Origin of the sequence: Butyricimonas muris (genome assembly GCF_046365375.1) — a bacterium.
Classification (GTDB): domain Bacteria; phylum Bacteroidota; class Bacteroidia; order Bacteroidales; family Marinifilaceae; genus Butyricimonas; species Butyricimonas muris.
The window spans coordinates 669,875-682,037 of record NZ_JBKEIT010000001.1; the positions used below are offsets into that span (position 1 = coordinate 669,875).

A 12,163-nucleotide genomic window follows, 5' to 3' on the forward strand; every position below is an offset into this window, starting at 1 on the left:
GTGTTTAGTTTCTTGATTTCTTACTTATACGTTTCTTTCTTAAATAATGGATAATTACCCGAATCAATACTTTCATACTGAAATAGATTCCGATAGACGTGATTATCACGAGAAGCACGGCGGTAAATACGCCGAACTCCTTGGATATCATCGAGAACACGGGTGCTTCTCCGTTCCCTTCCAGCAACACGCCGAAAAGCGAGGCGATGGAGATAAAGAGAAGGATGTTCTTCGTGCTGTTCGCTTCTTTGAGGTCGGCGATATTGTTGGCGTTCGTGAGGGATTTGTCTACCCGCTCGGTAATTTCCTTTAATTGGCGTTCGTCATCCTCGATACGCAATCGACGGCTGGTTTCATGGTACATGTGCTTGTGTGACATGTAGCGAAGGTAACGCACCGAATCAAGTTGCAGGATGATATCCGACAGGCTGATACTCAAGCGGGCGTTTTGCTCGATCATGTCCAGAATCTTGTCGTTGATAATGGTGAAGCCCTGTTGTCCGTCTTTGGAGTCCGTCCTACTGTTTTCTCTGATGGCTTGACGGGAGTTGAAGATGTATTTGTTGAGGACGTAATTGATCGTGTGTTTCTTTGCCAGCAGGATTTCGACCAACACGAGGTATTCCGGCCAACTGACGTGATAACGGTCCCGGCGGGCGAGATGCTTTTTCCAGTCGGTGGGAGCCTCTTTGCCCCGGTTGCCGTACGTGCCGATCACGAGGCTCATGGTTTCGTTCGCGAGCACGAGATCGTCCGTGTCAATGGCGATATTCTTGCCGCACACGTCCTCGAAACTGGAGTCCATGCGATACGGCCATTCTTCCGGGTAGAGCGTCATCAACCCCACGAGTTCCGCTTTGTGACATTGTTCGATGTGTTCGATGACCTGATCCTCTCGCATCTTGTCGAAACGGATACGACCGGAGTGACCAATGGATTCCCAGATGTCGAGGAATATGTAATTGTGATCACCGTATTCGAATTCTTTCTCTTCCTTAGGTTTGTCGTGGTCTTTACACGGTTGCCTGTCAAAGAAATAGCGGTAACGTCGTTGCACTTCCTCGAAGGTAATTCCCTTTGTCCTCACGGTTGTCGGGTGGAAGTTTGACCGTTCGTCCAGATGTAGATCGCTGATGGTGACTATCTTCAAGGAACCGTCTATTTCCTGTCCTTTCAATTTCTTGTTGTACACCCAGTGTTCCACGTGCTGCACGATACCTGCCACGGCGATCAATTGATCGGTGTTGAAAGGAACATCCGTTTGACAGAATTTGGAACCGTTGATTCTTCCCGTTTTCGTCACGATAATGCGATAGGATATCTCTACCGTTTTGTTGAAAAAGACGGTAGCCCGCACGTGCACGTGTCCCCACAAGCGTGCGGGTGTCAATCCCCCGATATCGATACAGATATCAAAACCTTTCAAGCGATAGCGTTCGATCTTGGGACCCGTGCGCATTCGATCGTGGGGTGTACCCTCGTCCCACGGGTGGCGCGGGCAGGTATTGGTAAATAGTTGATTGTCAAAGTTTCCCTCGTTGTCCTTTTTAATAAAAGACTTGACTTCAGGCTTCTCCGAATCGGGAATTTCGATCCCGGGAGAGGTAAAGGTCTGGATCAATATAATGGAAAACTCGTTATATACAAGTCCACATTCACATTGGTTGTAATTTTTCATAGCACCTAGGTTTCGTGCAAATGTAATTATTTCTTGTTGTTTGAAAAAATAATAATGACCGGGAGGTGGGATTGGATTAAATTTCTTAACTTTGTTAAGATATAATGATTTGATGTTGAATAAAATATATGAATATGATGCTAGGAGGTTTAATCGGAATATTTATTACCGTGATTTATATGGCGCTATTCGTCGGGTTTATTATCTTGGGTTGGAACGCGTATCTGGCTCTACGGATATATATCCGGAAAAATAGTGATACGGGAAATAAGACTGACGAATAATCGTCAGCCTTGTACCAGTTCTTGCACGAAAGGCGTTGCCGGGTGGTTTCGAATATTGTCGGGCGTGTCGAATTGTTCGACGTGTCCCTTGTTCATAACCATAACCCGTGTGCCGAGTTTTAACGCCTCTTTTATATCGTGAGTGATGAATACGATAGTAACTCCCAGTTGCTCGTGTATTCGAAGTATCTCGTTCTGAAGCATTTTGCGCGTGATTTCATCGACGGCACCGAACGGTTCATCCATGAGCAATATGTCCGGGTTGGCGGCAAGGGCACGGGCTATGCCCACCCGTTGGCGTTGCCCGCCGGAGAGTTCCGATGGGTATCGGTCGAGCATTTCCTGTTCAAGTCCCACGACATCAATCAATCGTTCCACGGCACGGCGTGTTTTTTCCTTGTCCCGGTGATTTAACAGGCCGGGGACATAGGCAATATTCTTACGGACAGTCATGTGGGGAAACAGTCCGATGCCCTGTATCACGTAACCGATGTTGCGGCGTAATAGAGTCTGGTCTTCTTTCGAGATATCCTTTCCGTCCACGTAAATAATCCCGAAAGTGGGAGATATCAACCCGTTGATTAATTTCAGAACCGTGGTTTTCCCCGAACCGGAACTCCCGATAATGGTCAGAAATTCACCTCGTCGGATTTCCATGTTAAAGTCATTCAGAATCTCCCGTTCCCCGTATGACTTCGTGACGTGTTCAAAACGAATAGCTATATCATTTCCCATGGTTATCTTGTTTTAGCAGACCTTTCTTTTGCAGAAATTCGGCGGCAACTTCCCGTTCGGAACGATGTTTCACGTCCACCTCGTGGTTCATACCCGCCATTTCAGAATCGGTCAGTATACCTTTCATCTTTTCTAAAATACCTTCCAGTTCGGGATGTTCTTTCAGGGTTTCTTCCCGTACCACCGTGGCGCAATAATAGGAGGGGAAGAAATGTTTGTCATCATCCAGTACGGTTAGGTTGGCTCCACTCAATTGACCGTCGGTGGTGAATATGTTCATGACATCGATGTTGCCCGACTTGATAGCCTCGTATTTCAACCCGATATCCATATCCAGATTCTTTTTGAACTTTATGTCATAATAAGCGCAGAGGTCGGTGTAACCGTCGTTGATCTCGTAAAAGTCGTACTCCGCGCCGAAAATAAACCGATCGGGATAACGTGCCAGATCGGAGAAGGTTTTCAAGTGATATTTCTCCGCCGCGTCATTGCTAACAGCCAGACTGTAAGCGTTGTTGAAGCCGTAGGGAGCCACCCATTTCAACCCGTACTCCCGCGAGTATTCTTTTTGCAGCTCGGCGTATAGCTCGTCCGGTGGCAGCAGGGTGTCTTTTTTCAGAATCACGAGCCATCCCGTACCCGTGTATTCCGGGTAAAGGTCGAAATCTCCCTTGACTATCGCCGGGTGAATATTGCTCGTGCCGCCACCCACGCCTTTGGTAATCTTCACGTGAAGGTCGGAATTTTCTTCGATCAGCAGCGAGAGCATTTCCCCGAGAATGAATTGCTCGGTCATGGGCTTCGTGGCGATATGAATGGTATCTTTTTTCTGCCCGCATCCCCACGGTAACACGAGCCCGATAATCACCGCAAGTGAATAATATTTCATGTATCTTTTCATATTAGTTTACGTTTTCTTTTTATGTATTTTTCATAGCGTCCCACGCCCCAGTCCGCCAACAAGGCAAGCAGGGCGATGAGCAAACTTCCGGCAATGGTCATGGCGGAATTGTTCGTGGTGATACCCCGGTAGATGGCAACGCCCAATCCGCCCGCCCCGATAAAAGCGGCAATACCCGTGAGGGCAATCGTCATGACGACCATGTTGCGTATCCCCGACAAAATCACGGGGAATGCCAACGGTACCTGTATCTTGTAAAGTATCTGGAACGTGGTACTTCCCATGCCCCGTGCCGCCTCGATGATCTCCCGGTCAATACCCGTGATGCCCGTGTAAGTGTTATGTACCATGGGCAGGAGGGCGTATATCGAGAGAGCGATAATGGCTGTCGTGTTGCCGATGCCCGAGAACGGGATCAGAAACCCGAACAGGGCTATCGACGGTATCGTGTAAATAAAATTCGTGAGTCCCAGTACCGTGGACGAGCTTTTCCGGTAAAGGCTGCTCAATATACCCAACCCCAACCCGATAATGGCGGCAACCGCGATGGATACCAGTGATATCTGGAGGTGTTCTCCCGTGAGGCTCAAGAAAAAACGCCAGCGCTCGACGTATAACGTGTAAATCTCTTTTATCATCCTGTTTTGTTTTTGTTATTAAAAATAGTAACCCACGTTCACGTTAAAACGTGCGTGCCACGAGTTACTTTCACCTCCGGCACCGAAACCGTCCCAATCGGGTCCCAGCCACCCGTGATTCTTGCCCATGGCGTAATCAACGTATATGATGACGGGATTACAGTCCAACATTCCCCCGGTGACATTCTGGAAACTGTCCTTGAAATCGTTGTTTTGTTTTTGCAGGCACCCGAAGTCGTTGTATACTTGTATTTTCTTTAGAAACTTGCGGTTTATGGGGAAAGTGTATCCGGCACTCAACATGTAGATGTTCGCTTTTGCGGCAACGAGGTAGGGTGCCCCGTAGGCGGTCATGGATACGACCTCATCGTCATCGTCCACGGCGTTTTTAGGGTGCATGGCGTAGGTCGTTACTTGCGCTTTCAGGCTTACCTGTTGCCATAGCAGTTCGTAATGCAAAGCGAGAGCGTAGTGCGTGCCGTTCTTCCGTCTGTCGAGGTTGTAGAGTTGACCGAACTCTGCCGAAGCTCCCAGTCGTTGCCGGGAGTTTTTCCCGAATTTATAGAATGCCTGCCCGTTAAACTGGTTTATCTCCTTGTTGCGTCCTGCCACGTCATAACCGTAACGGTCGTCCGAAGTTTCGTTGTCCGAGCCGAAAAGCAATTCATCGGCATTCTTGAAAAAGGCAAAAGCGAGATCCCAACGCTCGCCAGTATGGAGATATTTGATACCCATGTCCGAATCATCTTCCAGACCGACATAATAGGCTATCTGCAAAAAGAAGTTATGGGAGGCTACGGGTTGTATCCCGAAAGGTACGCCTGTCAGACCGACTTGTATCTGGTTATTCGCGTTAAACCGGTAACCGATCCACCCGTATTTCAGCATGGGACCACCGAAATCCTTGCTGTAAAAGCGATAGTCGGCACTCAAAATAATATCGCGGTAAGAACCCGTCAATTTGAGGTATAACACGTCAAACCCGAAATCCCCGCCCCGGTCACGATGTCCTGCTTTCCAGTCACAGAAATTGTAGTTAAAGCGTAAAGCCCCGCCTAATTTGAATTTCGGGAGTTCCCTTTCTTTTTCTTGCGCGGGAAGTGAAACCGCACTAAACAGTATCCATATTATCAGTAAGAGTTTTTTGTTTTTCATTACACCCATCTTTTATCGTTTTTGGTGTATAACGGAAATTAAGTGAATTAGGTTTGCTTAAAATTATACTTTGTTTGCATAGTACTCGTGAAGGTAACCAAACAGCAGAAAAGTAAAACCATTTTAAGGTATCCCCGTTAAAGGAACAAGAACAGGGAGGGAAATAATACAATTTATGACCTGTGATTTTAAGATAAAATAGAAGATTATGGATAAGAAATTTTTGAATTACACGGATTGGCAACAGACAGCCGACACGGTACACATGTACTTGCAAATGTTGGGTAAAGTGAAACTCGTGCGCTGCCATCAACGTCCGGAATGGGCACATGTGCGTTTATATCTCTCGATAGAAGGACTTTCCACGGGAATTATCCCCGGGGACGATTCTCCTTTTGAGATACAGGCTGACTTCATGAAACACATGATTATTTTCCGCAACGGGAATGGGAAAACGGTGCATTTTGATTTACACGACGGGCTTTCCGTGGCTGAATTTTATAAACAGTTTATGAAATCACTGGAAGAGATCGGTTCCCCGACAACGATCAACGTGAGAGCGCAGGAATTTTACGATCCGGTAGATTTCGACAAGGACACGAAACACCACCATTACAACAGGGAAGCGGTACATTTGTGGCATCAGAACCACCTTTTCGCTCACGAGGCATTACGGGGCTTTCTGTCCCGTTTCCGGGGGAAAGTGGACGGTCCGGCGTACTATTTCGGTACGATGGATCTCACGGGTATCGTGTACAGTGGCGAATCGGCTCCTTTTGGTATGAACAAACCCATTTCCGATCATGCTTTCGACGAACGTTATTTCGAGTGCGGCTTCTGGCCGGGTGATCCGAATTATCCCCGTCCCGCTTTTTACGGCTTGCCTTACCCGTTTATCAGTGATTTGAGAGGTAACGATCATTTGATTCGTCCTGCTATGGCAATCTTCAAACCCGGTAAGAAAGAATTTTTCTTGACACTGGAAGATGCTTTGGCCTACGATGATCCCTTTGATGCCGTGCGGCAATTCCTGCAATCGAGCTTCGATATCATGCAGAAGATTCACCCGTGGCAACATTTGGACTGGATAACGACACCACTAACATACGCTAATTAGTTCTTTTGCCGAGGGAATCCTTTCTTGTAACGAGAAAAAATTGGTTTTGTTTGTTCCGGATTAAAAGTTTACCTTCGCGGAAAAGGTACGTTTATGATAGATCAATCCGTGATATGTGCAATAGCAACCGCCCCCGGCATGGGAGCATTAGCTGTGATCCGGCTTTCGGGTAAAGGTAGTATTGAACTCTGTGAGCGGCTGTTTGTTTCGCCATCAGGGAAACGACTGGCGGCAGCACGCCCGAATACCGTGCATTTCGGCAAAATCATGGAAGGAGAGGAGATGATCGACGAAGTTCTGGTTACTGTTTTCCGTGCCCCGCACTCCTTCACGGGTGAAGATTCTATCGAGATATCCTGTCATGGTTCCGTCTATATCCAACAGCGTCTGTTGCAGTTGCTGATTACTTCCGGAGCCCGTTTGGCCACTCCCGGGGAATTTACGCAACGGGCATTCTTGAATGGTAAAATGGATCTGTCACAAGCGGAAGCCGTGGCAGACCTGATTGCCTCGTCCTCGTCAGCCGCCCATAAAATGGCGCTAAACCAGATGCGGGGTGGTTTTTCCGACGAATTGATGAAATTGCGTATGGAACTTTTGCGTGTTACTTCTTTGCTTGAACTGGAACTCGATTTTTCGGAAGAGGATGTCGAGTTTGCCGACCGCTCTGAACTACGTTCCATAGCGGTAGGTATCGATACCTTGATTTTCCGCTTGTGTGATTCCTTTTCTTTGGGTAACGTGCTCAAGAATGGTATCCCGGTCGCTATCGTCGGGAACACTAACGTGGGGAAAAGTACCTTGCTGAACGCCCTTCTTCGAGAAGACCGGGCTATTGTTTCCGATATCGAAGGAACCACCCGTGACGTCATCGAGGACACGATCAACCTGCAAGGTATCGCCTTCCGTTTTATCGACACTGCGGGTATCCGCCATACCGACGATAAAGTGGAATCCATGGGAATCGAGCGCACTTTCTCCAAAATAGAACAAGCCCGCGTAGTGCTACTTCTTGTCGATACGACCAAAGATATCTCGAACTTTGACCCGTATTATACCCGTGTCAAAGAACGTCTGGCTACCGATGCCCGCCTGCTGATCCTTCTCAACAAAATCGACTGTTTCCAAACCTCGGATTCCCTCGTGGCTGAAATTGCCGCCCTCTCTTCCGGTGAACCCATTCTGCCCATCTCCGCGAAGACAGGGTACAACATCCCCGACCTAGTGGAACAGCTTGTTGCCGCCGTCAACATCAACGCCCTTTCCTCCGGCGACGTTATCGTCAGTAACGCCCGCCACTACGAAGCCCTATCCCGAGCCCGCTCCGCTATCGAACGTGTCATTTCCGGTCTGGCCTCTCACCTTAGCGGTGAATTTATCTCCCAAGACATCCGCGAATGCCTCCATTACCTCGGCGAAATCACCGGACAAATTACAACGGATGAAGTGCTGGGGAATATATTCAAGAACTTCTGCATCGGAAAATGATGGCTTGGAAACATTCGTAACCAACTATTGCCATTTAGAATAAAGTAGATGTATATCAGTGACTTTTCTATTTTAACACTTCCCAAACCGTATTTGGAAGTAACGAATTTTATCCATATTTTTCTATCATATTTCTACTGCGACGGAGATTTACGGTTAACCCGAATGTCACAGTGACGCATTAGTTGATGTGTGTTGACAGTGGTTTACATGTGTTGACAAAATCAGGTATAAAGATTATTTTCTTCGGTAATCTGGACATACTCGTAGTCCATTTGCCTAAATGTGGTTATTAGTCCAGCTTCCAATGCCGCTTCGCTCTGTATTGACATATTCATATGCCCTGTTATGGTATTATTACTTATTTATTCCAACTTGCAGTATTCTGATACCTAATGCATTTTCTATTTCTTGTTTTCCATCGTTTCCTTTCCTTTCCTTTCCTTTCCTTCTCCTAAAGCGTTGTCTATCTTTTCTTCAGCCATTGTATGCATCAAAAATACCTTTGCCTTATTTGGTAGGTAAAGGTACTATAAATAATTGAGATAGCACAACTTTCAGGTTGTCAACTAATGCTCTATTCTAATTTTGGAAAAACATTATGCAATACATCACGAGCATTTTGAGAATTTCTTAAGTATTCCAATGCTTTCAAATTATAAGATGAAATACCTAATACCTTTTCAATAATAGAATGAAGACCTTTGTTATTGTATAGCATAATAACTTTTGCATAATTGCTGGTCTTAATCACATCATCTAATTCCTGCAATCGTATATTATACCATTCTTCTATTTTGATTTGTTTTACGAACTCATTAAAATTCACCTCGACTTCAGTTTTGTCTTTTCCATTCCGCACATGAGACTCATTAAAGTTATAGTTAATTCTTTGGATTAGATACGAAGAAATTTGCTGTTCTTTATTTCGAGTTAATAAAGCTAAGATTTGTGTTTTAATGCTATCTATATCGCAGGTTTCATGTTTATATTCGGCAAAACCTTTAATAAAATCCTCTATCAGAAAGAGATTTTCTATTTCTGCAACATCATATGAATAAATATTCTCTGCTGCAAGTTTATCTAACTGTTCTTTTGTCCTAAAATCTCGATCTATAATACCGTATGCCACAGCATATTTGTTACTTATTTTATTATAAGCTTTTGTATAATTAATTACATCTTTACACGAAGCAAGTGGAGTTATCGTAAAATTCGGAAACAACAATTCTATTATTTGCCTATCCAAACTGCCTTGTTTGCCCTCGCAAAATAGTACTTTTTTTCGACTACCCAATATTTTCATCAACAATGCTTCTGGTATTTCAGAATCAAAAATTGGTTCAATTTCCCAATTTTCAAAAATACCAGAAGTACTACTGCTGTAGGATTTTAACCAACGTTTGTTAGCTATTCTCGTAGAAGCAAAATCTATATCATGGGTTAAATATATAAACATACAATCTTTACGCTTTTCCTCCAATATATCCCACAGTTTATTAAGTATCGCTTTATGCAAATGCATCTCAGGCTCGTCAACGATAATCAAAGATGATTCTTTAGCAAGCATGACACGTCCGACAACATAAAAAATAACACGTTCTCCATCGCTCATTTTATATGCAGGATATTTTTCGTCTCCACACTCTATCTGAAGATTACCTAAATTATCACATAATAAAGTTCTATGTTCTATAAGATGGTTCCAAATTTCAATAACCTCATCTATATTACTTTTAAAATCATTAAGATGTATAATATCTCCTTCTTGCGCATTTGAACAAAAATTATTTCTTCTTTCTAATCTCTCAGAAATTAATGCAGAAACAAGTATTCTTAGTTCTTCACTATATTGCTTTGATAAAGAATAAGGATAATCATCATTTTTTTCTGCCTTAAAAGTTTGCTTATCATCTAAACAAACTTTCTGACGACTCTCATAATCAGCAAAAGCTGATTTATATGTCGGAATACTATTGTATGTCGGAAACACTAGTAATTTTTGAGCTGGAATAACAATACCATTATCTGTTTTTTCTAATTGTTCTCTTATTGAATTTGCAAATGTAGTCTTTCCACTGCCATTCGCTCCTATAAGAACCACATTAGAACTTGTAAAACCAATCGCTTTAAGTAAATAAAATGTTTTACTCACAAAAAAGCTCTTAACGAATACGTTCTCTGCCAAATCACGGTATTTCTCAAAGTTGTGTAATTTCTGAAGTTTATTTTGATGCGTTCTCAGCTTCTCCACTTCTAAAGTTCGTATTAAATTTGCTAAGCGGTCAAATAAAGATTCCGGTATCTGATCTTCCACAACACTTTGTTTCATATCAACAAATAGGTTCATCAAACGATCTTCTGCACCAAAATTAACACCATCTTGTCTATACTCATCTAGAAACGCTTTCATGAAAGCCAAATCTTGATCAATCAAATCCAATAACTCTTTCTTGTCCATATATATCACACTCTTATCAGAGATAACTTATCTTATCAACTCGACAACATTTTCAGGAAGCATTGCATCCCCAACATCATCTTTCGGAGCGTTCTTAAGGAACAGCATTGGAACGATGGTGTAATTCTTGGCAAATGGTAACAGATTAGCTTTACGGAGAAGTTCGGCTGTTAACTGTTTGCCATTCTCCTGAGTTGTCCATTTGCATTCGCCAACTAACAGATACTTTTTATCAAGCGATTCGGCCATTACATCGAACTCGACCTGTTCCGGCTTTTTATCCTCATTGAGAACAGAACCCCACCAGCGTTTTGCCTTGCCATAAACTACTCCATTAACAAGATTTCCTGTGACAGCATCCCGACACAGTTTTTCCCATTGCATACTCACATACTCAGAGAAATGAGCAGTCAAAGCCTGTTCTATGGGTAAATGACGGCCAAGCTCAATAAACGAACGATTAGGAACAACAAACTGATAGTAAAATGCTATAAACGGATCGGCTATCTTGTAGAGGCTCTTTTTCGCATTCTTTTCATCAATACCGAATGGAACATCTTTTTTCAAGAATCCGAGATCGACAAGCTTCTTCAATGGACGCGACAGATTAGTTGCCGGCTCATTGCATCGTGCTGCAATCTCGGAAAGCCGATTTGCACCAGTACCGATATAAGACATTATCGTTGAAGTCTTGACAATATCTTTAACGTCATCCTGAAACAGTTTTATCGGCTCTTCATAAAGAGTTCCATTTACAGAAAGGATATTGTGCCACAAGGCATCATCAAGCGAGTTTCTGTTTTCCCTCAGTTCCCAATAACGCGGTACACCACCCCATACGGCATACTCTTCAATGGCACTCATCGCATCAAGGTTCAAAGCCTCCTGAATATACGGTAAACGTATCGGTGTAAGTCGCATTATCTCATCAGCACGGCCATAGAGGGGTGCAGTAGAATCAAGGAACAGCCCATACATCATATTTTGCGACGAACCACAAAGCACAAGGTTATACTTCAACTGCTTCTCGTCAACAAGTTTCTGTAATACAGACGGCAATTCTGGAGATTGCTCCACAAGATACGGAAATTCATCCAAGCATAGAGTAAAACATCTGTCTGTTCGATAATTGACCGCACGAAATATAGATTCCCAATCCGGATATGTCAACTTATCAAAATCCGGAAACACTTGTGCAATTACTTTTGCAAGCAATATCCTCTGGAGTTGGCCTTCAGAACGGTCGGCAAGGAAATAAACATCCGTGTCCGACAACACCCTTTTGATAAGCGTTGACTTACCCAATCGTCTGCGACCATACATTACGACTAATGAGGACTTCTCTCGCGCAAGAGCATCTTGTAGCCGTGCAGCTTCATCTATTCTATCAACGAATTTCATGTATCTTATTTATTATGCAATACAAACATAATGTTTTTATCGCATAACACAAAATTTTAAGCTGTGTTTTTTATCCTAATAGAGCCCTCGACTTATGTGTAGGAAACATGAGTTTTATCCTTTTTTCGAGTCTCTTTTCCTTGTTTTTAAACTCAAATCTTGCAAAGCTTTTCCCAACTTGTCTTCTTTTGCCAGCCACAGAATATCATCGTCAAGCTGTAAAGCATAATGATGTATTAAAAGGGAAAATCTCAAAATTAGAAGAGGTGGCTAAAATCAACAAGCATTTGGAAAAGTGCGGAAAA

Annotated in this window: 10 protein-coding genes and 1 pseudogene; 3 read left to right on the forward strand and 8 right to left on the reverse strand. The window is 43.7% G+C overall.

The features are described from left to right. Positions 1-4: 4 nt before the first annotated feature. Complete coding sequence (locus ACK8P8_RS02775; protein WP_369860107.1) at positions 5-1,678, reverse strand: hypothetical protein; 1,674 nt, start codon at positions 1,676-1,678, stop codon at positions 5-7. A 134-nt stretch (positions 1,679-1,812) separates the two neighbouring features. Here ACK8P8_RS02775 and ACK8P8_RS02780 point away from each other — a divergent pair, with 134 nt between their 5' ends. Next, positions 1,813-1,962, forward strand: a complete 150-nt coding sequence (locus ACK8P8_RS02780) for a hypothetical protein (protein WP_176555077.1) — start codon at positions 1,813-1,815, stop codon at positions 1,960-1,962. A gap of 3 nt (positions 1,963-1,965) precedes the next feature. On the opposite strand, the gene ACK8P8_RS02785 is transcribed toward ACK8P8_RS02780, so the two are convergent. From ACK8P8_RS02785 to ACK8P8_RS02800, 4 genes are read right to left on the reverse strand one after another with little or no spacing between them, the layout of a single operon-like run. Then, positions 1,966-2,697: an ABC transporter ATP-binding protein gene (locus ACK8P8_RS02785; RefSeq protein WP_099292584.1), complete on the reverse strand. Its 732-nt coding sequence runs from the start codon at positions 2,695-2,697 to the stop codon at positions 1,966-1,968. Further along, complete coding sequence (locus tag ACK8P8_RS02790; protein WP_369860108.1) at positions 2,687-3,598, reverse strand: glycine betaine ABC transporter substrate-binding protein; 912 nt, start codon at positions 3,596-3,598, stop codon at positions 2,687-2,689. Before ACK8P8_RS02790 ends, ACK8P8_RS02785 begins: the two co-directional genes overlap by 11 nt. Beyond that, a complete protein-coding gene (locus ACK8P8_RS02795) occupies positions 3,595-4,236 on the reverse strand; it encodes an ABC transporter permease (RefSeq protein ID WP_369860109.1) in 642 nt (213 codons plus the stop codon). The genes ACK8P8_RS02790 and ACK8P8_RS02795 overlap by 4 nt, the downstream gene beginning before the upstream one ends. Before the next feature lie 18 nt (positions 4,237-4,254). Beyond that, complete coding sequence (locus ACK8P8_RS02800) at positions 4,255-5,391, reverse strand: putative porin (protein WP_369860110.1); 1,137 nt, start codon at positions 5,389-5,391, stop codon at positions 4,255-4,257. Between the two features lie 208 nt (positions 5,392-5,599). Between ACK8P8_RS02800 and ACK8P8_RS02805 the strand changes: the two genes are divergently transcribed. Together ACK8P8_RS02805 and mnmE are read left to right on the forward strand one after the other, a co-directional pair. Next, on the forward strand, positions 5,600-6,508 hold the full coding sequence (locus ACK8P8_RS02805) for a DUF5996 family protein (protein WP_186975552.1): 909 nt from the start codon (positions 5,600-5,602) through the stop codon (positions 6,506-6,508). A gap of 93 nt (positions 6,509-6,601) precedes the next feature. Continuing rightward, positions 6,602-7,996 carry a tRNA uridine-5-carboxymethylaminomethyl(34) synthesis GTPase MnmE gene (mnmE, locus tag ACK8P8_RS02810; RefSeq protein ID WP_369860111.1) on the forward strand — a complete coding sequence of 465 codons (1,395 nt, stop codon included), beginning with the start codon at positions 6,602-6,604 and terminating at the stop codon, positions 7,994-7,996. Positions 7,997-8,573: 577 nt separating this feature from the next. On the opposite strand, the gene ACK8P8_RS02815 is transcribed toward mnmE, so the two are convergent. The 3 genes and pseudogenes from ACK8P8_RS02815 to ACK8P8_RS02825 all read right to left on the reverse strand — a co-directional run. Continuing rightward, complete coding sequence (locus tag ACK8P8_RS02815) at positions 8,574-10,457, reverse strand: DUF4435 domain-containing protein (protein ID WP_303179869.1); 1,884 nt, start codon at positions 10,455-10,457, stop codon at positions 8,574-8,576. 27 nt (positions 10,458-10,484) lie between these two features. Further along, positions 10,485-11,858, reverse strand: a complete 1,374-nt coding sequence (locus tag ACK8P8_RS02820) for an ATP-binding protein (RefSeq protein ID WP_186975451.1) — start codon at positions 11,856-11,858, stop codon at positions 10,485-10,487. 114 nt (positions 11,859-11,972) lie between these two features. Then, a pseudogene (locus ACK8P8_RS02825) lies at positions 11,973-12,086 on the reverse strand (transcriptional regulator); the annotation flags it as partial. Positions 12,087-12,163 lie beyond the last annotated feature (77 nt).